The organism is Sphingobacterium daejeonense (assembly GCF_901472535.1).
In the GTDB taxonomy this organism is placed as follows: domain Bacteria; phylum Bacteroidota; class Bacteroidia; order Sphingobacteriales; family Sphingobacteriaceae; genus Sphingobacterium; species Sphingobacterium daejeonense.
Genome location: NZ_LR590470.1, coordinates 973,209 through 997,345, shown reverse-complemented (window position 1 = coordinate 997,345; position 24,137 = coordinate 973,209). Strand labels below are relative to the sequence as shown.

General features: G+C 37.1%; 21 protein-coding genes. 3 read left to right on the top strand and 18 right to left on the bottom strand.

The genetic code is table 11. The features are described from left to right. The first annotated feature begins 1,040 nt into the window (after window positions 1-1,040). A complete protein-coding gene (locus FGL31_RS04815) occupies window positions 1,041-1,559 on the top strand; it encodes a hypothetical protein (RefSeq protein WP_138089896.1) in 519 nt (172 codons plus the stop codon). An 84-nt stretch (window positions 1,560-1,643) separates the two neighbouring features. On the opposite strand, the gene FGL31_RS04810 is transcribed toward FGL31_RS04815, so the two are convergent. Next, complete coding sequence (locus FGL31_RS04810; protein ID WP_138089895.1) at window positions 1,644-4,811, bottom strand: TonB-dependent receptor; 3,168 nt, start codon at window positions 4,809-4,811, stop codon at window positions 1,644-1,646. A gap of 378 nt (window positions 4,812-5,189) precedes the next feature. Between FGL31_RS04810 and FGL31_RS04805 the strand changes: the two genes are divergently transcribed. Next, complete coding sequence (locus FGL31_RS04805; RefSeq protein WP_138089894.1) at window positions 5,190-5,723, top strand: YcxB family protein; 534 nt, start codon at window positions 5,190-5,192, stop codon at window positions 5,721-5,723. An 81-nt stretch (window positions 5,724-5,804) separates the two neighbouring features. On the opposite strand, the gene FGL31_RS04800 is transcribed toward FGL31_RS04805, so the two are convergent. The 15 genes from FGL31_RS04800 to FGL31_RS04735 form a co-directional block, all read right to left on the bottom strand. After that, on the bottom strand, window positions 5,805-6,656 hold the full coding sequence (locus tag FGL31_RS04800; RefSeq protein ID WP_099369638.1) for a glycoside hydrolase family 16 protein: 852 nt from the start codon (window positions 6,654-6,656) through the stop codon (window positions 5,805-5,807). 47 nt (window positions 6,657-6,703) lie between these two features. Then, entirely contained in the window at window positions 6,704-7,630 is a 927-nt protein-coding gene (locus tag FGL31_RS04795) for a hypothetical protein (protein ID WP_138089893.1), read from the bottom strand. 11 nt (window positions 7,631-7,641) lie between these two features. Continuing rightward, window positions 7,642-9,162, bottom strand: a complete 1,521-nt coding sequence (locus FGL31_RS04790) for a RagB/SusD family nutrient uptake outer membrane protein (protein WP_138089892.1) — start codon at window positions 9,160-9,162, stop codon at window positions 7,642-7,644. Window positions 9,163-9,174: 12 nt separating this feature from the next. Next, window positions 9,175-11,937, bottom strand: a complete 2,763-nt coding sequence (locus FGL31_RS04785) for a SusC/RagA family TonB-linked outer membrane protein (RefSeq protein ID WP_197734094.1) — start codon at window positions 11,935-11,937, stop codon at window positions 9,175-9,177. Next, window positions 11,915-12,295 (bottom strand): carboxypeptidase-like regulatory domain-containing protein, encoded by a 381-nt coding sequence (locus FGL31_RS23115; RefSeq protein ID WP_197734093.1) that lies wholly within the window; start codon window positions 12,293-12,295, stop codon window positions 11,915-11,917. Before FGL31_RS23115 ends, FGL31_RS04785 begins: the two co-directional genes overlap by 23 nt. A 284-nt stretch (window positions 12,296-12,579) precedes the next feature. Further along, the gene (locus FGL31_RS04780; RefSeq protein WP_171017549.1) at window positions 12,580-14,382 is read right to left on the bottom strand and encodes a triple tyrosine motif-containing protein; all 1,803 of its coding nucleotides are present in this window, start codon (window positions 14,380-14,382) and stop codon (window positions 12,580-12,582) included. Beyond that, window positions 14,363-14,956: a two-component regulator propeller domain-containing protein gene (locus FGL31_RS04775; RefSeq protein WP_138089890.1), complete on the bottom strand. Its 594-nt coding sequence runs from the start codon at window positions 14,954-14,956 to the stop codon at window positions 14,363-14,365. Before FGL31_RS04775 ends, FGL31_RS04780 begins: the two co-directional genes overlap by 20 nt. Further along, window positions 14,925-15,491 (bottom strand): hypothetical protein, encoded by a 567-nt coding sequence (locus tag FGL31_RS04770; RefSeq protein ID WP_138089889.1) that lies wholly within the window; start codon window positions 15,489-15,491, stop codon window positions 14,925-14,927. Before FGL31_RS04770 ends, FGL31_RS04775 begins: the two co-directional genes overlap by 32 nt. A gap of 95 nt (window positions 15,492-15,586) precedes the next feature. Then, the gene (locus FGL31_RS04765) at window positions 15,587-16,450 is read right to left on the bottom strand and encodes a hypothetical protein (RefSeq protein WP_138089888.1); all 864 of its coding nucleotides are present in this window, start codon (window positions 16,448-16,450) and stop codon (window positions 15,587-15,589) included. 114 nt (window positions 16,451-16,564) lie between these two features. Next, window positions 16,565-17,824, bottom strand: coding sequence for a family 16 glycosylhydrolase (locus tag FGL31_RS04760; RefSeq protein ID WP_138089887.1), 1,260 nt, complete (start codon window positions 17,822-17,824; stop codon window positions 16,565-16,567). A 285-nt stretch (window positions 17,825-18,109) separates the two neighbouring features. Next, window positions 18,110-18,661, bottom strand: coding sequence for a GNAT family N-acetyltransferase (locus tag FGL31_RS04755; RefSeq protein WP_138089886.1), 552 nt, complete (start codon window positions 18,659-18,661; stop codon window positions 18,110-18,112). Between the two features lie 12 nt (window positions 18,662-18,673). Next, entirely contained in the window at window positions 18,674-18,964 is a 291-nt protein-coding gene (locus FGL31_RS04750) for a GNAT family N-acetyltransferase (protein WP_099369631.1), read from the bottom strand. A 108-nt stretch (window positions 18,965-19,072) separates the two neighbouring features. Then, on the bottom strand, window positions 19,073-19,519 hold the full coding sequence (locus FGL31_RS04745; RefSeq protein ID WP_138089885.1) for a nuclear transport factor 2 family protein: 447 nt from the start codon (window positions 19,517-19,519) through the stop codon (window positions 19,073-19,075). Between the two features lie 20 nt (window positions 19,520-19,539). Next, on the bottom strand, window positions 19,540-20,196 hold the full coding sequence (locus tag FGL31_RS04740) for a flavodoxin (protein WP_138089884.1): 657 nt from the start codon (window positions 20,194-20,196) through the stop codon (window positions 19,540-19,542). A gap of 4 nt (window positions 20,197-20,200) precedes the next feature. Further along, window positions 20,201-20,374: a hypothetical protein gene (locus tag FGL31_RS04735; protein ID WP_232046272.1), complete on the bottom strand. Its 174-nt coding sequence runs from the start codon at window positions 20,372-20,374 to the stop codon at window positions 20,201-20,203. A 505-nt stretch (window positions 20,375-20,879) separates the two neighbouring features. Between FGL31_RS04735 and FGL31_RS04730 the strand changes: the two genes are divergently transcribed. Continuing rightward, a complete protein-coding gene (locus FGL31_RS04730) occupies window positions 20,880-21,398 on the top strand; it encodes a CbrC family protein (protein WP_138089883.1) in 519 nt (172 codons plus the stop codon). Window positions 21,399-22,343: 945 nt separating this feature from the next. On the opposite strand, the gene FGL31_RS04725 is transcribed toward FGL31_RS04730, so the two are convergent. Both FGL31_RS04725 and FGL31_RS04720 read right to left on the bottom strand, forming a co-directional pair. Further along, window positions 22,344-22,565, bottom strand: coding sequence for a hypothetical protein (locus tag FGL31_RS04725; protein WP_138089882.1), 222 nt, complete (start codon window positions 22,563-22,565; stop codon window positions 22,344-22,346). An 896-nt stretch (window positions 22,566-23,461) separates the two neighbouring features. Further along, the gene (locus tag FGL31_RS04720) at window positions 23,462-23,815 is read right to left on the bottom strand and encodes a lipocalin-like domain-containing protein (protein ID WP_138089881.1); all 354 of its coding nucleotides are present in this window, start codon (window positions 23,813-23,815) and stop codon (window positions 23,462-23,464) included. Window positions 23,816-24,137: the final 322 nt, after the last annotated feature.

The following is a 24,137-nucleotide window of genomic DNA, read 5'->3' as shown; positions in this document are numbered from 1 at the left end:
TTTTATGCAAGGTGACACTGTGGCACGGCTAGACAACCCCATCGGGGCGGAACTATTATAGAATGAATTTAGCATCCCAATACAACCCTGTAGGGGTGTCACTATACATTGCTGTTCAATTAAATATTATAAACTCCTTGACGATCAAAATTCTTATAATGCGCCAAAATAGTTTCTCTCGCTAAAGCGAGAGAATGCACTAATTCCGTGAGGAAACAGGGGATAATTGGGAGGTTAAGTGGTCGCTGCGGCGACCACTTAACCTCCCAATTATCCCCTCACTAAACGAGCGAACGTGTCATTCTCTCTCGTAAGAGAGAGAAACTATTTAGTGAACTGTCCATGACTGTTTTGATTGATCGAAGATTACTTATTAAAAAAATATAATCACCCATACCGCCCCAGCGGGGCGGAACTATTATAGAAATGGTACATAAAAGAAGGTATGCAACCCTGTAGGTGTAACTATTATAGAAAAAATAAGGCCATATCCCCAAAAAACCCCATCGAGGTAAAATGCCGGAGGCATGAAATATCTCTTAAATGCCATCGGCATGTAATATCTATAGAAACGAAAATCGCATCAAACACCAACGCCGTAGGTGTGGCATGTTTGTTAATTCCCTGCTATAATAGTGTCATCCCGATGGGATTATACCATTTTCTTATTCAAGGTGGTACAGCCATCCAACCCCAGAGGGGTGCAACTATTCTAGAAATGATTACACAACCCCAATGCAAACCTGTAGGGGTGTCACTATAACTTCCTGTTTTAAAAATCCTCTACCTTTCCTCCAACTAATCTCCTTATCCAATTTCTACAGATTATTTAAATATAAATTTTATTTCTCCGTAAGAAAATAGTAAATTTCACCCGTATTAAGAAACAGATTTATCGATTTGATAAAAACTTGATCAAAACACAAACAAATATTAACACATAAGTGTTTGATTATAACAGAGTTTAACTTAAATTTGATTATTCAAATATCATTTAACCTTTTAACAATTATTAAAAAGTCCTCAATTAGAACTAAAGCATGAAAGATAAATTGCTATTCTTACTGATCATTGCCTTTCTCATAGGTTGTAAAGAGGAGGACATGTCTCTAGTTGATGGAGGGTTAAATCAAGCTATCCTGGAGAAACATATCTGGAAAAATGAAATATTAATAGATGAAGTTTTTACAGATAATACAACTCCCGAACGTTATTCTAGATTTACTACTTTAAGTTTTACTGGTACTCAATATTCACATTCAATACAAGACTCGATAAAAGAGAACTTCTTAAATAATTCAAAAGCTGATCCCACATCAGGAAGATTAAGAGAATTCTGGGGAGATTATACCATTGACCCAATAGACTCAACATTGACCCTATCCTATAGGGTTAATGAGAAAATTCAGTCTACAATGAATATACCTTCTGATTCATTGGTTATATCTACAAAATATAAAATCCTCAAACTTTCCGAAAATGAACTAACCGTTCAGATGAGGAATGATTCAACCTCTTATATTTATAATACACCGATGACCTTTAAACCAGTCAAGTAATTTCATCAAAATTTTAAACTAGGTATAAATACAAAAAGGAAAGACAATTTCCTTGCCTTTCCTTTTCCAATTTATTTGAATTAATTAAAACGCGTATCGAAGTCCCAATTGAATCTGGAATGGATTTCCATTTAAATTCGAAACTCCAGTTTTTGAAGTAATTTTATAATTATACTCTTGTTTAGCAGCATCAAAACTGTTGATTGTATATAGATTTTGCTTTCCTAAATTATGCCCTACACCCCATTCTTTGTTCAATAGGTTTGCCACATTGAAAATATCTATAGAAGCTTCAATACCATGAGTTTTATAGAATTTGAATTCTTTGGCCAAGTGTAAATCAAATACTCCATAAAACCCATTTACACCACCATTTCTTTCCGCCACTCTTCCAATATTGCTATTGATATAATCTTTAATACTCTGTTCAGCATCTGGATCTTCCAGAATTTCGGTGATGCCTTTTCTAATATTTTCAGGAGTAGATGGATTATTAGGATCGAATATAAATGCCAAATCATTTGAATTTACAAAATCCCCATTCACGTTGCCATCAACAGCCAATGAATACCTTGTTCCAGCAACTCCACTGAATCGTAATCCCATAGATACACCCCAAATTGATGGCATTGTACCATAAAACACAACTTTATGACGGTACTGATTATCAGAATAGGTCATCGTACTCAAATTACGTGGGTCATCCTTTACCATTAATGATAAGGTTGCCGAGTTAGCCACATTCCCATTGTAGGAAGTATTGTCCCTTGAATCGTTCCAAGTATATGACATCGTTACCTGACCGTCTTTATAGTAACGGTAAGTACCATCAATAACGACTGTATAGGTATTGTTCTTACCCTCTGAATTCATTTCCAAAACACGACCTATAGCCTTTGTTTTTCTTCCATTAACCCAGTTTGCAGCACCATTTTTCTCATTAATAGTGTTTGCAGGAACAAAAACTCCCCTATCCCCTTCATTCTTTAATCTGAAATATGGGTCATCGACCATGTTACGATCTACATACATGTAGTTATTTCTTGCCCAAGTACCAAATGCGGTAATACCAACACGTAACGATGGTGTAAAGAAGTGATTAAGGGAAAGGTTTGCTTTATAGACAGTTGGTACTTTCACATCTTTATTGTTCATATTGATCGTTACCAATTTCTCCACTCCAGGTTGGTTTAACAAGTCTTTCCCAGGCGCAGTATTGGGATCTTGTCTATAGCCAGCAAAATTTGGCTTAGGCATCAATCGAGGGTCAATAATATCAACTCCAGCAATACGGGTTCCATCAAACAACATATTGTTCAACATCGAGTATGGATTAAGTGCAGATCCATAAATACCTCCTCCGAAACGGATAATATTCTTTCTTTCTTCGTTCACATCCCACGTAAACTGAACCCTTGGCTGAACTTGGAATGTATTGATCCCATTATCTGTAGAAAGACCTAACTCATCATAGACAATTTGATTAAAATTAGCCTTCTTTAGGTATTGTGTGTTGTCCAACCGAAGTCCTGCTACCACATCTAATCCTTTTGCAATCTTTGCCTCCATCTGACCATATAATCCAACAGCAAGATTATTGACTTGTGTATTTTCCTTATCTGTAATATATACATCCCTGGCATAACGGTACGGCGTCAGATTCTCAAAATTTTCCATGCCGGTGAAATAAAATCTACCGTTCATCTCACTGCCGTAACGGAAATCCATGTTGGTGTACATGATATCTGCCCCGAAGATGTATTTTATTTTTTCAGTATTAAAATACAAGTTGTTTACAGCTTGAAACATATTTCCATGAAACCACTCTGGTGAAAAACGTTGACCTCCGATCTGTATACTTCTGCTATAATTGTTCGTGCCATCCGTCGAAGTTACCTTTTCAACAATAGCTCTCGGAATACTTTGATCCTGCCCAATACCCTTTACATTATGGAGCGCATCTGAGCTTTCATAAAAATGCTGAACCTTAAAATCATTGGTCAATCTAGGACTGATCGAAGTCCTCAAGGATGCCATCAAACTATTATTGATATACTTCCTGTTCATATGGGATTCGTAGGCATTTATATTAGAATTGTCACCTTCTTGCTGATTATCCTTATCATAAACAAAGTTATTCCTTATGGTTAATAGATTTTTATCGTTCAATTGCCAGTCTATCCGGGCAAACGCGGCATCTGTAATTTTCTTTTTATCGAATGCACCAAATAATTGACTAGGATCAGTTCCATACTTCTGTTCAGCGATCGCAGAAAATTTGTCCAACGTTTCTTGAGTTACCTTATACCTGGCTATATCCTCAGCATTTTGAATATCCGCAATATACAATGGCCTTGTATCAGTTTGATGATCCCAAGCAACAAAGAAATGTGCTTTATCTTTAATAATCGGTCCCCCAAGCGAGAAACCATATTGGTAGGTAGAAAATTCTTGCTGCCTTGGAGTACCATTCAGATTATATTGACTAGATAACCAGTCCGTCCTACCGAATGTGAAAGCACTTCCTGTTAAGGTATTTGTACCAGATTTTGTGACGGTTGTAACACTTCCACCACCACTGCGACCATAAGTAACATCATAGTCATTGGTCACAACTTTAAATTCTCGAATAGCTTCCATAGAAATAGAGTACGCACCACCACTGTTTCCACCAGCTACAGTACTTCTGGAGTTCATACCATCGACTGTAAAGTTTGTTGAAGAAGCTCGCTGACCAGCTAAGTTAGAACCTGTACTAATTGGAGACAGGTCTATCAATGAGGAGAAATTCCGACCATTAACTGGCATTTTCTTTAGCTCATTGGCAGTAATCGCAGTTGAGGACCCTAATGACCTAATCTTATTCTGCAATCCTTGACCTTGGATGACAACTTCGTCAATGTTGTTTGACTCATTGGTCAATTCCAAGTTGACGGTGATCTCATCACCATAATTTAATTTATAATCTGTTTGTTTCTGTTCATGATAACCTAGGTGGTTTGCAGTAACAGTGTAAGGACCGCCAAGAGGCAATTGTTGAAAGGTAAAAATACCATTTTGATTGGTTACGGTTTTCTGGCTAAAACCAGTGGATTCATTTCGCACTGTAATTGTTGTCCCATTTAATGCTCCATCAGAATCAGTGATTCTTCCCGTAATGGTAGCCTCAGTACTTTGAGAGAAACCTGCAATTGGTAAACAAAATAGAAGTAATAGACAGAAAATAGTCTGGGAACTCAAGTTTTTCAGCATAGTGTAGTTTTTTCGTTTAGTTGATTAGCGATACGTAATTTTTGGTACCTCTTAATTTGGTCACGAAAGTATTGCTGAGATGTTTTGAAAACGTTACCTTGACATTAATTAATGTTTAAATTTTATTGAATTATCATTTTTAATATTACCTTTTCTTAAGAAAAAAAAGTGTAAAACCATTTCAAAAACAAGGATTTATAATGTTAATAAATACTTAATTTAAGGAAATAAAAAATCAAGGATTCAATATAAAAAAGTGTAAAAGCGACAATTGATTGTAACTTGATTGAGAATCCGATCCAATTGCCATCAATAGATAAGTTGTTGATTTGCCATTTCTTTTCAATTAAATTATATTTGATTCAAATCAGAAATTCCATGAGATTCGAAATCAAACCAACTGAAGAAGATTATCTAGCATTTCAATTATTTGCAGCTTCACAGTCAGAAAGGATACAAAAAAGAATTAGAAATTCTAAATGGATCATAAGTGGATTCTTTTTAATGTTTGCTCTTTTCTATTACTTGGACGGAGAAAATATATTCTTAACGATCTATTTTATTGCCTTCAGTTTAGCTTGTATTGTGTTTTACAAACGATATGCGCTTTGGATTTATAAAAGACATTATAAAAAACATGGACAAGAGGTTTATTCAAAGAAGTTCGATCAACCCGCAATTGTAGAATTTACCGAAAAAGCATTACACACAAGTGACTTCACTGGTGAAGGAAAATATTATTATAGTCAATTAATTTCTGCTCCTGAAACAGATAATCATTTTTTTATTACCCAAACTTCTGGTATTGGAATAATAATCCCTAAAAGAGATTTAAAAAATATTGATGAATTTCGGGATGAAATTCTATCTCACGGAATCCCGATTGAGGATTTTAAGGGATGGAAATGGTAAGAGCATGAATAAAAAAGGGCCTGCATCAAAGATTTGATGCAAGGCCCATCACCAATAACTAAACTTATCTATTTACCCAATTTATGGATTCAATAATTCATAAACCCTTACAAAATCCACTTGATAAACTGCTGGGAAGGCGGTATCATCAATACCTTTTAAACCGCCCCAATTGCCACCAACAGCCAAGTTCAGCAACCAATGAAACCTTTTGTCAAAAGGCCATACACCACTGCCCTTGCCTTCATTAGGAAAATGTAGGATCTGCTCCCCATCAACAAAACCTCGAATGTATTCTGGCGTCCAGTCAACACGATATTCGTGAAATTCAGTGGTCGCATTTTGAATCTTCTTGATGGCTTCTTTTTGGGTGCCCTTAATATGATTGTAATCATTTGTATGCATCGTGATATGCACGACATCAGGTTCATAACCTACATGTTCTAAAATGTCGATTTCCCCAGAAGCTGGCCAACCGCCATAAGCCCAGTCAGTTGGCAACATCCATGCTGCCGGCCAAGTTCCCCTCCCTTGAGGAACCTTTGCCCTAACCACAAATCTTCCATACAGGAAATCTCCTTTCCCCTTACTGATCAATCTCGTAGACGTATATTCTGAACCTTCATATTTTTCCTTCCGCGCAGTAATACTTAAAATCCCATCTGCGATATTGACATTCTCAGGTCGTGCATCAGTATAGTATTGCAATTCATTGTTCCCCCAACCACTGTCTCCGATTCCAACATCATAACCCCATCTCTCCGTATTTGGCAACCCATCAACATCAAACTCATCAAACCAAACTGGAGTCTCCGAAAACTTATATTCCTTTGGCTTTGGAGCAGTAGGTGGTTCCGGCACAATAATATTGTTCACATTAGATTTATCTGAACATGACAATAGAACAAGTATAGGTAAGATCCAAAAACTCATATTTCTTCTCATTTTTTATTAATTTATAAAATAAAATTGACAGCCAATTAAAATGAACGTAACGTTATTGTCCACCATGCATCACCACCAATATTCACTCCGATCTTCATAATATCATAACCAGCACCATCTTTATTCTTAGTCATTTCTAAAATATCATATAGAACAAAATCATTTGCAGGACCAGTGGCAGTTTCGCCACCATTATGTGCTTTTTTCACACCGATATGTGCTCCTTTTCCAACTAATCTCAGTTGTCCCAATTTTTTGACCCCAGCACCTTCAGTTACTGAAAACTTAAAAGTCCCCGAATTCCACAAAGCTTGATCACCCGTCAGGTTGGAGGCAGGCTCGCATCCTGTAGTTTTGTTTCCTAGATATCCGTCCGCAAAGAAATCACCTTTGTTATCATATCCAAATGTGCCCTCTGCGTTAAAAGAAAAAGTAAATTCATCATTGAACTCGCAAGCTCTACCTGTTACTTCGCCTTCACCACTACTCCACCAATCACCATTATCAGCTCCAGGACCAACTTTAAATGCTCCTGCCTGCGGATTCAGTTTCCATTTCTTTTGCGTGCAACTGGCAATAAAACCAAGTGCTGTTTTATCATCACAGGCATTCGGGTCGCTTTGTTTTACGGTGATCGCCTTCGTCACACTTGCCATTCCGCCCTGACCCACAACATCTAGTTTCACATCATAGTTGCCAGCAAAAATCAAAGAAACCTCTACAACATCTCCAGTCAACTTCTGGCCGCTGGACACGATCGTCCAACTAGCAATAGTTGGGGTACTCGTAATGTTTTTCAGTTGTATACGTCCTGGCGCAACTTCAACTGCTTCAAACTCTGGATTTGGCAATGCGCTCAAAGTAAGGTTATCACCCTCAGGTCGGCAGGCAATGATGACCAACGAAAAAAGCATAACCTTCCATAGGTTCTTATTTAATATTTTGTTATATATCGTTTTCATAATTCAGTCAATTATTTAGTACCCCCATACTCTTTATTCTGCTCCAACTGTGTATTATCCAGCTCTAACAATGGAATCGGCAATACTTCGTGCTTACCTGCCACAAAACCTTTGCTAGATAACGCTGCTGCTGCATCTCCCCAACGGACCAAGTCAAACCAACGATGACCTTCACCAGCTAATTCTAGCCTACGCTCTCTTTTTATATTTTCAAAGGTTGCCGCTACTGCGCCTAAACCTACTCGAGAACGAACAGCATTCAATAAAGCTGCAGCTCTAGCTGTATTTCCACTTCCACGAACCAAGGCCTCAGCTTCCAATAAATAAGTATCTGCAAGACGTATATCATATATATTCTGTGGGAAATTTAACTCAAAAGAACCTGCACCAGTCCATCGATTGGATTCTCGACCAGCATATTTCTCTAAGAAATAACCCGTATCCATATAACCTGGTGTATATGATGCCGAACCATTTGCTTGCAATTGATGCATATCTGCCACTGTATATGGATATCTAGGATCTCCTTTGATCAAGTCTACAAGACCATTCGTCAAAGGTAAAAATCCCCATCCTGCTACATAATCGGGTGCCCCCGCACCTGCTGCATATCCACGGGGCCCGATCATGATGTTTAAGATGTTACCCTCTGTACAGTCAATACAACCCCAATCCCCAACAGAGGTATTGGTGAATGAAATTTCCAGGATAGACTCCGAATTGAATTTATTGCTTACCTTAAACAGGTCTGCATAATTTGACAATAACTTATAACCATATTTGCTGGTTTGCCCAGGCTCACCATTAACTTCCTTAAACTGATCCGCCGCTTGCGTAAATTTTTCCTGTTGTAAATAAACCTTGCCCAATAATGCTCTAGCAGTACCCTGTGACGCTCTACCAGCTTCCGTACTTAAGTTTAGATTGATAGGCAAAACAGGAATCGCTTCCGTCAAATCTTTTTCCATGGCGTTATAAACCTCTTGTGGTGCCGCTTGCGTAGTCTGATAAATAGCATCGCCCACCAAAGGAGATAAAATCAAAGGAATATTCCGGAAATAACGAATCAGGTCAAAATAGAAATAGGCTCTCAAGAACTTGGCTTCAGCAGTAAATCTAGCCTTCTCATCATCTCCCATAGGAATATCTGGCAACTTCTGAAGTAATACGTTGGCTCTCATGATTCCCATATACCCTCTTCGCCAAAGGTCTTCCTGAGGACCTACTGCCGGACTAACCGTATAGTTGGACCATGCTTGGATATTTGGTAAGTCTGATGACCCACCACCACCAGCTGAATGATCATCCGATGCCGCTGATGCAGCCAATATTTTAGTAACATAACTTGAACTCTGGAATCCCACAACATCGTACACCGCAACAAGACCATTGTATGCCTCTTGGCGATTCCGGTAGTAATTCTCTTCTAAATCAGTACCCCTAGGTTTTAGTTCCAAAAAGCTGTCCGAACAAGATTGACCAAGTGTCGAAAATGCGATAAGTACTAAGAATAATTTATTATATAATTTCATTACAATTCTAGATTAAAATGCAACATTAAGTCCGAACATATAAGACCTTGCTTGCGGATAGATACCGCGGTCTATACTCATGATTCCACCACCAATCTCTGGATCAAATCCCGTATATTTCGTGAACGTCATTAGGTTCTCAGCCATGGCATATAGCCTGATCTTTTGAAGGCCAATTCTATTTGACAAGCTTCTTGGAAGTGAATAACCAATCTGAACAGTTTTCAATCGAAAATAGCTGCCATCCTCCAAGTAGAATTCAGAAGGATTTGTGAAATTATTGTTCGCATCAGCATCTGTTAAGCGTGGAAAATCATTCGAACTACCTTCACCTGTCCATCTTCCTAATGCACGAGTCGAATAATTCGCATTATTGATATCTAACCTGCGCAAGCCTTGAAAAACCTTATTGCCAGCAACTCCTTGCCCAAAAATCAAAGCATCAAAATTATTCCATTCCAAGTTTACGGTAAATCCGAAGGTCCAATTCGGAGTTGGATCACCAATGAATGTTCTATCATTGGCATCAATGACCCCATTTTCATCCAAATCTGCCCACTTGAAATCACCCGGGCGAGCATTCGGCTGTATCAACCCTCCTTCCGAGTTCTTATAAGCTTCAATTTCTGCTTGGTTTTGAAATATACCCATCGTTCTAAATCCATAAAAAGAATTGAAAGGCTGCCCTACCATTGTACGCGTAATATTGTAGGTGGAAGCTTGGAATCCAGCACCATTCAAGAAACTAACCCCAGCACCAATGTCTGTAACCTCATTCCTTAAATACGAAGCATTACCATTAACCGAGAAATTAACTGCACCTAATCTGTTTTTATAGCCAAGTTCTAATTCAACCCCTGTATTCTTCATATCTGCAACATTGGCCGCAGGGTTTCCAATTGCTCCAACATAACCTGGTATGCGTGGATTCTGAAGGATGCCAGTCGTTACTTTGTTAAACCAATCAAACGTCAACGTGAAATTCGTTAAAAAACTCATCTCCAGTCCAATATTGGCCTGGCTGGTCTGCTCCCATCTCAAATCCGGATTGGAAGGTGCATTGGGGCTATTACCCACCGTATAAATGTCTGTTAACCCAATCGTATAATTACGGCCACCCCCAATGGTTGATAAATAAGCAAAGTCGCCGATATTATCATTACCCACAACTCCATAACCACCACGAATTTTTAACATGCTGATATTGGGATTGTCCATCAAGAAATCCTCCTTACTAACGACCCAACCCAATGAAAATGATGGAAAAACCCCGTATTTGTTGTTAGAACCAAAACGTGAAGATCCATCTCTCCTGATCAATCCTTCAACCAAGTATTTTTCTTTATAGTTGTAATTCAACCTGGCAAAAAGGGAAGAAACAGTATGACCAACATTCTCATAACCTGAAGAATTCTTCTGATCTGCAGGAATAGTATAGTTCAATGATGCATCATCAAAATTATTAACAGGAATATCAAAATAAGTCACATTTATTCCTCTGGCACGATTGTCATAATATGCACCCTGTCCAATTAAAGCCATGAAATTATGATCCTGCAAGCTATATTGATAGGAGATTGTATTTTCTAAGTTCCAATCAAAACCTCTATTTGTTCCACGTGTAAAATCATTTTGAGCTCTTTGCATTACAGCATTCAGGTAATATACTGGCGTGAAACTCTCATGCCCCCAAAATGATAATTTTGAACCTAGTGTCGAACGGATTTTCAAGCCTTTGATAGGTTCAATTTCACCATATACATTACCAACAATATTATCAGACCATCCATAATTGCCCAATCTTGTTTGGATGTAAGCAAGAGGATTTGACATTTCTTGAGCAACATATTGAGAAATACCATATGGATTTCCGTTTGGATCACGTGGTACAGCTTGAGTTGAATATGGTAGACTAGGATTGTTGATAATCGTAGGATCGGTAATAATTAATGGAGTTGTAGGATCGAGGTTGATTGCTGAAGATAATGGCCCTCCAAACTCACTGTTTGTATTTCCCACACCTTGTCCCCTTTCATGCGAATAACCTAGGTTCTGACCAAATTTTAGCCATTTTGCAACCTTATGCTCCGAATTCAAACGGATATTATTTCTTTTATAATTGGATATTTCAGAAGCAACAATTCCTTCCTGAGTCAACAAACCAAATGATGTATAGAAGGTAGAAACCTCGTTACCACCACTGATACTTAATTCATGGTTTTGGCGGAATGCATTTCTGTTGAAAATATGCTCCTGCCAATCAGTACCTTCTCCTAATGACGCAGGATCGCTAAAAGGTAATGCATTTCCTGCAGCAAGGGCAGCTTCATTTCTAAGGGTAGCATATTCCGTAGCATTCAACAAACTTAGTTTTCTTGCCGGTGCCGAACTTCCCAAAAATGTATTATAATTAATGCGGATAGCTCCTTGAGCACCTTTCTTTGTTGTTACTAAGATAACTCCCGCAGCAGCTCTAGCTCCATAAATTGCTTGTGAGGATGCATCCTTTAAAACCTCAATAGACTCGATATCTGATTGGTTTAAGTAACCTATACCACCAGCATCCACGACAACGCCATCTACGACCCACAAAGGGTTATTATTTCCAAAGGTTGTAAATCCACGAATCCGAATGGTTGATGATGCTCCAGGTTCACCTGAATTAGATGCAATCGTCAATCCTGAAGCTCGACCTTGAAGTGATTGCTCCAAACGAGTTACCGGCATAGTTTCGAGATCGCTGCCCTTAACACTACTTATAGCCCCAGTTACCACACTCTTTTTCTGAGTACCATAAACCTACGACTACAATTTCTTCTAGCTCATCCAAACCGTCTTCCAATTGAATGTTGTACACTCCAGATTGGTTCACCTCAATTTGTTGGGAGATCTTGCCTATCTGTGAAAATCTCACTACTGCACTTTCACCAGGAAATTCAAGGGTATATTGGCCGGTTGCATTGGTACTCGTTGCCTGCCTCTTTCCTTCAACGGTTACAGTTACCCCAGAGATGGGCTCCCCAGTGGTTGAAGACGTAACCTGCCCGCGGATTGATAAAGTCTGAGCCATCAAATCCGTCGCAGAAATACACATACAAATCAATAGAAATGCATGCAAAATTTTAAATCTCATAAATGGAAAATAATTAAACATGGTTATAAATTTGAAAAAACATCAAAGGCTTGGTTATGACCTGAGATGATATTCCAAAGTTATCTGAGAGAAAAACATGATGTACTTTTTAGCCCAAACAATCACCACTACAGAAGAGAAAAAATTGACTCATTCGAATATTTTACCATCCTACAAATACACTACATCAAGATGGTTAAACACTGATTATCAACGCAATAAAATCACTCACTACGTTTTTTAAATTTTAGCGTATTTTTAAGGATTATTACAAAATAATCGGTTTACAAATTGGACTTTTCTGGTTTAGCAAACTCCAAAAGATAATCGTAAAGGTTGATTTCAGGATCAATCTTTAGTTTTTTCCGAAGCCTATATCGACTTACTTCAACAGCTTTTGCTGTGACATGCATCAGTTGGGCGATTTCTTTGGAGGATAGATTCATCCTAATAAAGGCACATAACTGCAATTCCTTTTGAGTCAATTCAGGATGTTCTTTTTTCAGTCGAAGGAAGAAATTTTCATTGGCATGATTAAAATGGATATTAAATTTCTCCCAATCTTCATTCGTCTGTTCTGCAGAACGAATAATCCGTGTTAATTGCTTGAAATTAGTTTTGAGCTCATGATCTTTTAACCCCTCCATAGATTTATTGATGCCATCCTTGATCTTACCAAGTGCCTCGCCACGTTGAATAATATTCATCGTCAAATTAGCAAGTTCCTTATCCATATACCCTATTTCTGCCTCCAAGTTCTGGTTGCGTAACTTGATTACTTCTTTTTCCTTCTTCTCAATCTCAAGCTGCCGAACTTGCAACTCCTGTTGATGCAATCTCCTCAGTTTTTTTCGCTGCATTGCTAATATCCAAAATGGGAAGGATATAAAGAAAATAGCATATAACACAAACATCAAGGGATGCAAATACCATGGCGGAGAGATAGTAAAAGAAATAAATTCCTCAATAGACTCGTTCCCTACCCCGTTCCGAGATTTAATCTTGAAGACATAATCCCCAGGCCTCAAATTCGTATATTCTTTTTCGCCTTTGTTGCTCCAAGAAGACCATTGAGTCTCTAAGCCCTCAAGCAAATAACTATATTCCACTTGCTCCTGCTGTTCATAATTTGTGGAACTGAATTCAAAATGTATAGTATTGAAGGCATAAGGTATTTTTCGTTCTTTAGACTCCTTATGACCATTTCCACCAAAAATAACCTGTTCTTCTTTGGCGCGATTGGAAGTTTTAATTAATCTGAGTAAGACATTCGGCTTTACAGCTTTCTCGAGATAGTCTTTATAGTTTAGTAAAATACCACCTTTCTGCCCATTGATAAACACGTTCTCTAGGTCATGAACATACACAGATTCAAAACCACCCAAAATCTTCCCATTGAGCATAGGGAAATGATTCATAAAAAATTGTCTGTCTTTACTCGTATTTGAGTAATCCAATACACTCAAACGTTTATTGCTTACAAACCATATATTGCCATATTTATCTTCTTTCATATATTGAATTGGCAATCCATGGAGGACAGACAAACTTGCAGATTTTACAAATTGATCGCTGCTATCATCATACTCATAAATAAAATTGGGATTGCAGACAACAACCTTATTCTTTATAAAAAACAAATAATTATGTAGAATAGACGACTCTGCTTCTGGAAATGTATACCTCTTTTCTTTGATTACATTCTTAAAATCTTTTGATAACCACAACTTGGATACTCCCCTATAAGGATGTGAAACCCATACAGCGTTTGCATTATCATCATAATGAATAAATCGCAACGATTCATTCGACTTGTTAATATGACCTAAATCCTTAAAATCTGTCCCATCAAACTCCATTAACCAAAGTCCACCATAGGTTCCTGAAATCAATCTCTCAAAGGGCAATACTCGGGTTGTAGCTTTATGCATCCATGTACCAATGGATCTGTAAATGGCATTTGCATTTCCATCCTTAATCTCAAAGCTACCGTCCTCATGCGCCATTAATAGCCTGCCATTAAATTCATTGAGCGACCAAACTTGACCATCACTATGCGCAATCTTCTTAAAATCCGCCCGCGCCATCCCCAATATCTTGTCCCAGTGACCCATTGGGCAAAACAGTAGCATAAAGACCGCTTGAAGTACCGATATATAGACTGTTGCCAAATATAAGATGCGAATAAGCACTTACCGTAGTATTTTTATCCGGTTGAATATATCCTATACTGCTGTTAATAGTGATGTAATCAATACCGTCATCTGTTGCCAACCATAAGTTGGAATTTTTGTCGGTGAATATAGATCGGATATGGTTCGTTTGTAATCCGCCTTTATAGACATAGTGCTGCATGACCTCACCAGCACCGTTGATAATAAACAAGCCACCTGAATTGGTGCCAATAGCATATCGATTGTTGGACAAATCCTGAAGGCCAGAAATTCGAAGGGAATTTAAATTAGGGTATCCCTTCACCGCTTTGGGAACAACAGTACCTTGGGCATAGATAAAAAGACCATTCCTAAGTGTTGAAATTAATAAAGTATCTGTATTGAAATTAGCTATATCAGTGATGACGTCATAAGAGATTTCTGAAGACTGAAGAATAGATTTCCAAATACCATTTTCATATTGCATCAAACCCATTTCCCGCTTCATGAGCGAACATCTTTCCGTTCACCTGACCCAAAAACTGCCAGCTGCTCTTTGCCCGGTCGACAATTATTTTATTATGACTAAGCCTAAAGATGTAGAGGGATGTGTGGAAGAAAATATCATCTCCCAAAATCTCGGTATGCCACACATCAGAAAAAAAACGTTCTCCTTCTTGAATTTTATCTTTTAAAGAATGGAAAATAAGCATCCCCTTTTCATCCCCTTCAAAATATCCGAGCTCATCTTGTCCTCCAACATAAATCCTATCATTCTTATCAATAGCAACAGAACGGACAACCGTGGCATTCGGAAGCGGATAAATTCGCCAATTCCTGCCGTCAAAGGAAAGTAAACCCTCGTTATTGCCAAAATACATCACTCCCTTGGAATCCTGCGCAACTCCCCAATTCTGCAAGCCACCCTTATATATGCTACTTGAATAATTAAAGATCTGTGGTTTAGAAATTGTGCCCTGAGCAAAACTATCTACTGAAATAATCGATAAAATCAGAAACAAAAATCTAAAGCAATAGTTCATAAAAATATAATTGGGGATAACCTATAGGTTAATATTCGATGTGTAATATTACAAAATAAATTTTTAAAATATTGAATTAGCTTTCTTTAGAGATGTCAATCGCTCAACAGTCTAAATACAATGCCTAAACGGGCTTGCCAATAACTTCTTGACACTTCGTTGAGTCTAGTATATCCTTGAGATCCATCTGCCATAAAAGATAGATCATTCCCGTCTCCAGTATTGGCATAAAGATAGCCTAAGTCCAGGAGCAGCTTTATTTTGTGATTGATTCTCAGCATTGGCGTTAATGAACCTAGAATCTGAAACCCCTTGGCAGAATGCTCAAAACTTTTTGGATGTGCAAATTGAGTCATTAAATTCCAGTTCGCATCTGCAGAATAATTGATCTGATGATATTGAAAATTGGTCTGTATTGTTAATTTCTCATTGGGTTTATAAAATAAATCAAATCCAGCATATGGACCTTTCCAGCTAGATCTATAAGAACTATTCAAAGTGATTCCACCTTGTTCTATTCCGTCATCAGACAACCAATAAGTATGAGAGGAAAACCTATAACCCAAAATAGGAACAAGCGATAAAGATTCGCTTGGATAAAAATGGTACCCTGCATGCGTAAAGACCGAGTAGTCTGAACCTTTTTTATTTTTGACATGTAACTGGTAAGAAGGGTTCGTTCTATTATCTTCCAGATAATCTATGTCAGAGACATTTCCACGGATCGTTTTCCCAAAACTTCCCCCAGCCTCAACAGAAAAACGATTCACAAATTGATAATGGCCAGAGACTGAAAAATCGGCAATCACCAAATCTGTCCATTTTAACTCTGATTTGATATTGGGGTTCGATCCTTGTAAATTTCCGGCTATGGACCAATCCATGTTTTCCAACCTAAACCCGGCAGTCCCTTTTACAACAAGTTTATCGTCAGTCTGACCATGGATCATGGATAGCATGAAAATTTCCAACAAACAAAAAACAAAAGATAATATTCTATAAAGCATAAAACATAATAACAAAAACACCAGTGACCCGATGGATCACTGGTTAACTTTGGGAATTTATTAATACTAATTAAATGTAAAAGTTTCCCAGGCTTGTGGATTATCCCGTTGGCAAGTCATAGGATTGACCCCATTTTCTGAGGAAACATATTTTCCATTATTACCTCTTAATGCGACTTTACCATCCGGCATAACTTCCCAAGTGAATTTTTCCCAATCACCGATACTTGGACGATTACAGGTCATTGGACCATTTCCGTTTTCAGAAGACAAATACTTGTTCATACTGCGCAAAGATACCTTCCCATTGCCAGCATCAACTACCGTAAATTGTTCCCATGCTTGAGCATTCGGACGGTTACAAATCACAGGATTCTCACCGTTTTGGCCACTTACAAATTGATTGTTATTTCCTTTCAATGTAATGGTACGACCGATAATGGATTGGTTATTCTCCATTTTATAAACACGTACATAATCAACTTCCATTCTACGTGGCCAAATATTTGGATCAGGATCTCCTCCCCAGTCTCCTCCTACTGCTAGATTTAGAATAATATGAAAATCATGGTTAAACGGCCAAGATCCCCATCCAGAATAATCATTATAAACAGTATAATATTTATTGTTGTCCACAAAGAAATCAATGCGGTCAGGTGACCATTCAACCGCATAGACATGATAAGCAGTTGTCGCATCGCCTACATAAGTTTTACCAGTCCGTTGATTCCCAATCCTAAAGTAATAATCCCTACTGTGTACCGATCCATGGACTTGGTTTTGATCCTTGCCAACGTGTTCCAAAATATCAATTTCACCACAATTGGGCCACCAATAATTGGTAGTATTGTTCCAGCCATATTTTGATTCATCATTTGGATAAAGCCAGAATGCCGGCCATGTTCCCCATCCCGCAGGGACTTTCACTCTTGCCTCCATCCTGCCGTAGGTCCATCCCACTTTGGAATTTAACCTACCAGATGTGTACTCATGACCATTGTGCCAATCCCTCCTGGCCTCGATAACAAGGTGCCCGTTCTCTACACGTGTGTTTTCAAGACGATTCGTATAGGCTTGCTTCTCATTATTGACACGCCCAGGATCCCAGATTTCATGACTCCATTTTTGACTGTTAGGAAGACCTGAATAATTGAACTCATCTGACCATACCAAGTTGTAAGTAACAGCTCTAGCAGCAGTTTTCCACTCATCAATCTGGTTCTCAGCAATTGTTGTCTCTTTTTTACAAGAAACAGTACCGAGCATTGCCAATAGGGACATAGCCCAAGGGACGCTCTTCGCCCATTTAATTTGAAAGATTCTCATAATAAAATTTGGTTTATAGTTTAATTGTGTTTTTCTTTAACATAGGTTATTGAGAATTCCCAAATCCAAACATTTAATTCCTCCAAAAGGATATTAATTTCCAGACAGGAAAACCGATATTAAAGTTCCAATAAAACTTTCAAGCTAAAGGAAATTCTAAGCCCTACTTAGTCACTACAGAATCTTATTCGAAGGGAATAAAAATCTAAATTTGCCACCACAAATACACTACAGAACCATGATAACAACCTGATTTTTAATGAATTGATAATTGTAAAAATTTTATTACTTCAAGCTCAATGACATCGTTTTAACATGAGAATATTGACCATCTTTCTTAAAAAAGTTTTTAATGGTCCCATTGTCCATAAAGCCCATTTTTTCATATAGAGCAAGTCCCAATTGATTATCGGTATAGACTTGTAACCAAAGGAGTTCGAGTATCGGATTTTTCCTTGCCCATTCTATAACAGCGGCTAATAACGATGATCCAAGACCAGAATTTCTCCATTCCAAAATCATCCCCATCCCGATAACAGCGGTATGTTCCATTATTTTCCTTCTGCTTCCAGTTAGGTCAATATTACCAATAACCTCTCCTTCGTATTCTGCCAATAATAAGATAGAATTAGGGCTATCCAAAAAAGATTGAATCCAATCCTGCTCCTGTTCAATGGTAACTTTGATCTCTTCTTCCAATTTGGGGACGTATTCACTTTGGGGAATATAAGTCTTGATACATTTCAATAATTTTTCAGCATCCAAAACCTGGGCTTCTCGGATCAAAACATGTTTACCGTTCTTTAATACAAGTGATTTTGGGAAAAAGGAAGACATAAATCTTTAGGGCTATAAATTAGGATGGTAATCACGATCGATTTGATCGCTGAGTTCAGGATGTTTTTTAACGTATTTAGCTACAAAAGGGCAGTAAACCATTACTCTCTTATTCTTGGCTTTTGCGAAGGCAAATGCCTCTTCAGCTAAAGCTGAAGCAACCCCCTGCCCCTGCATACTTTCTGGCACGACCGTATGCATCATGGCAATATCTTTTTTATAAAAACGATACTCCAACCTAGCAATTTCACCATCCTGGTGAAACTCAAATTGCAGGTTGTCCTCATTATTGATGATATCCATAGTATAAAAATATGATCTTAATGAAAGTTACGGAAAATCAATTTAATAAAATCGAATTTTACTACACTTAAAAGACTTTATGGTGTAGGTATGTTTTCAGTGTCACTCTTAATTTTGACTGGCCCTCAACAATCTGGAGAAAGACAATGAACCCATCTTCCATACTCCATTTTCTTTGACATAAACTTCCGTAACCATAAATGGATTGACAACAGTATTACCTCCAACTACAGCTTCTAAATCGATATCATTTAAGAGAATAGCTGTGTTGCCTATGAAATTTACTGTTACTGAATAAACCTCAGCATTTTTATACCAAATATTGCCTGATTTAATAACATCTAATTCTTGTTGTTTACCCCAAGATCCACCCATATGAACGAACATAGACTTCTCATCAAACAACTTGTCAAGCTCTTCCACATTTTTTTCCGCCATCCACTGCCATTTATCTTTCGAAAGTTTTTCAATCATTTTCAGATCTGTTGATTCCTGTGCAAGGGTGATGGTCGCGCCTACAACCATACAAAGAATTGTAATAATTACTTTTTTCATAAACTTGATTTTTTAAGGGTTTATACTTTAATCTTTTCTATCTCTGATTTTATTTTATTTAACCAATTTTTTATTTCATTTTGAACTTGTTTTTCTTTATCCCCTTCCATTACAAAGAAAACCCCATCTTTTTCTTTTCCTCCTTGAGTTGAATAACCCTCCAGAATCCGACTATTGGGACATAATTGTTTAACTGTTTCAAAACTGTTCCCTATTCCATAACCAGCATTGGAATTAAATGGAACTACAATCTTTCCAGTAAGATCATATTCCTTTAAAAAGCTCTTAACTGGTGGAGGTAACTGCATTCCCCATGTAGGAAATCCAACAAATACCACATCATAGTCTTTTATATTTTTAATTTTTGTTTTTAAAGGTGGCAAGTAACCACTAGAATTTTCTTCAGCTACTTGGTCCACCATAGTTTGATAGTCCTCTGGGTAAGGGGTCACCAGTTCAAGTGCATGCAGGTCTCCTCCTAAATTCTCATGGATTATTTCTGCTAATGCCTGAGTGTTTTTAGTTCTGGAGAGGTAAACAATCAAAATTTTATAATCATTTAATTTTTCAACCTTTACTGGATTATCATCTTTAGCATTGGTTATTTCTGCCTTACATGAACTGTAAAGTAGGTTAAAGATGATCAGCACTAGTCCAAATTTTGGGAATATCTTCATAAGATTAATTATTTAAATTCTTTTCTGTCAACCACTTTGACAATGCATCGGCTACTTCAATATTATTTAAGTCTGAAAAAGGAAAATGCGTGTTCCCTTTGATACCAACTTCAGGGAGATGAATCACTGTAGCATCCCCGCCATGCTTATTTATGGTTTTCGCCCATAACCTAGCCATTTCAAGGCCTGAACGCCAATGATCACTATTCCAGATATCCGTGGGAGAGTCTACAATATTATCTCCATAGTAGATAACGTTACCAAGATACCATCACCAATTTTATCAAAAAAACTCGAAACAGCATCCGTCAAAGGCAATCTATCGGCATTCTCTGGAATCTGGTAAGGTGTTACATGAGGAGAAACATGTAGCTAGGGCAAGAAATAAATAAAATCTTTTCATACTAAACAATTTATATATGATGATATTATTAAACTTTGCATTTATAACCATAGATCTTTTAAAATTATCTTACTCAAAGTTCAGGTTTATCAATGGATATAACTGTATCCAGATTACGGATTAAAATACCAATATTACTGATTGGGGGTTAAGGCATTTTTGTTAGTGAACAACGAATCATTTTCTTTAAACAACTATTAAACAAGTTAATAATATTCGGATTTTTGGAATATTCTTGTTAATATTATCTACACTTTCGTTTTTTTAATTAAGCACGACCATGGAACTACCACACTTTAAATACAGCCCAAATGCTTTTAGTCTGAATATTTTTGTAGAAGAAGAAGGCATTTGCTCCGCCTGCGATGAAGAAAGGACTATTCGTTATAATAGCTCTTTTTATAGTTATGAAGAACAAGAATATATTTGCCCTTGGTGCATTGAAAATGGTAATGCGGCTTTAACTTTGGATGGCTATTTTATTGATTATGAAAGTATTGAAAATCCCAAAAACATAAATGAAGACCTAAAATCTGAACTATGTGAAAGAACACCAAGCTACAACGGTTGGCAACAAGAGGTATGGCTGACACACTGTAACCAACCTTGTGCATTTATAGGTTATGCCGACACCAAAACTATTGAACCCTTCATGGAAGAGTTACAGGATGATATTAATAATATTAGATACAAAAAGGAATTTGTGTTGCAGAACCTGTCGAAAGACGGAAGGTTAGTAGGCTATCTGTTTCAATGTTTGATATGTAATAAACATAGACTTCATATAGACTCTGATTAAATAAAAGAAAACATTTCTCCAAAAACTTCTCTATTCAGTGGCATTTGAGCAAGCCTGCTATGGCGAACCGAAACCATAGGAATTAAACGCCATAGGCATGAAATTCGTCTTAAATGCTGTAGGTATGTAATATCTATAGCATTGAAATCTCCCCAGAAACCAACGCCGTAGGTGTGGCATGTTTGTTAAATTCCTTTAAATAAATGACTTTGCTTTTGAGGTTTAAACTTCTTACATAGTTCACTAAATAGTTTTTCTCTCTTACGAGAGAGAATGACAGGATCCCTCGTTTAATAGGGGGGTGAATTGGAAGGGAAAGAGGTCGCCGCAGCGACCTCTTTCCCTTCCAATTCACCCCAAGCCCCCCAAGAATGCTTGTCATTCTCTCGCTTTAGCGAGAGAAACTATATAGGCGCTGTGCAAGCGTTTTGTTTTCACAGCGTGATTCTTTTATCTAAAAAATCAGCAATTAAAAGTGTTTATCAATATAGCATGGGGAACTGATTTCCTTAATATCTTTAATTTCTATACTTAATTTGTCCCCAATATGAAATTCGATATGCTCCCACTTCAATCGATCTTCTCTTTCATTTATTCCGCTTGGTATTAATTTCATTCCATCATTATAATTATACAAGAATATTTGTGTGGAATAACTTGAAATTTTTATTGAATGTATTTCATATTTTGTGATTTCAAACCCAATCATATATTTAAGAATATTTCTGCCAGAGACAATTTAAATTATTAACTCACTAGATTTCTCCCAGTTATCCTCAAACTTACATTATAACCCTGAATTAAATCAAGCAGACATTGAAATTTTATTGGATTATTTTTAGTGTTTGTTTAATATTAGTACTGTACTAAAATTACATTGAACAAATGATAGGGTTCCCTTAAATAAATGAACAAAACACAAACATTTCTAAAATTGGTGAAAGTCTATAGTTCTATGGCAAGTAGTTCTTTTGCTAGATTATGGAGGCCTTCGGTTATCTTCCTTCTCTGTGCCTCCCGAGGTTTTTTAAGTCCTGTCGCATATTGGTACATCAACCTTTGATTGATACCAGTAAGCTTTTCAAAGCCTGAATTCGTTAAAACTCCCTTGTAGTTCTGCAAAAGAGATTCAACATCAAAATTAAAAATAACTTCAAATTCACCCACAGTTTTGGAGAATATTTACGTTTTCCTTCAGTGGCAGCTGCCTCAACTTACCACGACTAACCGACTTCATCGGTGTTAAATAACACATCATACCAATTCTAATGTCTATTGTCTTATGTCTATTGTCTAATAAAATAATCAGCAATTCATAGTGTCACCCCTACAGGGTTGCATGGCGTGATAAATAAATATTCTAAAACAATTTCCCACATAGGGTAAAATGGTATGTTTGTTTTTTCAGCGGCAGTTGGGGAAACGTGCTATGGCGAACCTGTACAATCGAGCAATGTCATTAAGTTAAGGTCGGTCGGTGTTTTCACCGGACACTGTTGTTTCTAAATAATAAAAATAGTTTGCTAATCTTGCGATTACGATGACACGCATATCGAGGGAAAGGGGGCGATTTTTGGGGAAATTTAGGGGCGGCGAGCCGCCCCTAAATTTCCCCAAAAATCGCCCTTTTAAAAAAAAGAAACTGTCATTCCAGAGCTTTAGCTCTGGAAACTATTTTGTGGTCATAGTAACACAATCCCATCGCGATGAAACTATTATAGCAGGGTAATTAACAAATATGCCACACCTACGGCGTTGGTTTTTGAGGCGATTTTCACTTCTATAGATATTTCATGCCGATGGCATTTAAGAGATATTTCATGCCTACGGCATTTAACCCCGATGGGGTTTTCTCGCCGTGGCAGGTGTCCCCACCTGCCACTGAAAATATGCCAATGGCCTTATTTTTCTCTAAACTTAATGATATTGCAGTCCTGGTGAGGCACGCCATAAATATGGCTTTCAACCATTACGTACTAAAGAATTACTTTTATTTCTTTTCCAATATTAACGTTGGACCATCAACGTAAGCTTTACTCAAAGTTATTTGAGAACCTGAATAATTAAAAAACCCATTTTGAATCATTAATAATTACAAGATTAATTTTAGTTTCTTCAGGCGAAGGAAAACCACTTAAATAATCTTTTTTGAATTCATACGGGTATTCTCCATTACTATATCCAAAATTTTCACCGCCGCTAACTTTTAACAAATTGTTTTTTTGAAAATTATAAATCACATTTTTTGAACTGTAATCAGTTGTAGATAGTTTAGCTCCTGAAGGGTTCATAACGTATTGATCTATTTGAACTAATTTCCATTCTCCAATAATGCTATTATTGTTAATTTCAATTTCATTACGCTCACAGGAACATAATGTTATGATAATTGAAATCAAAAAAATAAATCTTTTCATAGCTCATCCGTTTAAAATTGCTTATTAATAATTTCCAATACTCATGTCGTGTTGTTGTCATCATCTAGGTCATTATTACGTTTAAAGACATTCCTTAAGAATTATAATTTTAATTTCCTGATCAGTAGCAGTTGAATGACTCTCCAATCTGAACCAAAAATTACATAAAAAAACACTCAATAAAGTATCACAATACAGTATGTACATTGGAATTCTATTTTAAGGTTAGTCCCTTTTGCTTCCTGGAAAAATTATAATTTTAGGTATCAATAAACTGGTAAACAACCTGTTAATAACATACTAATATATGAATTCATTTATA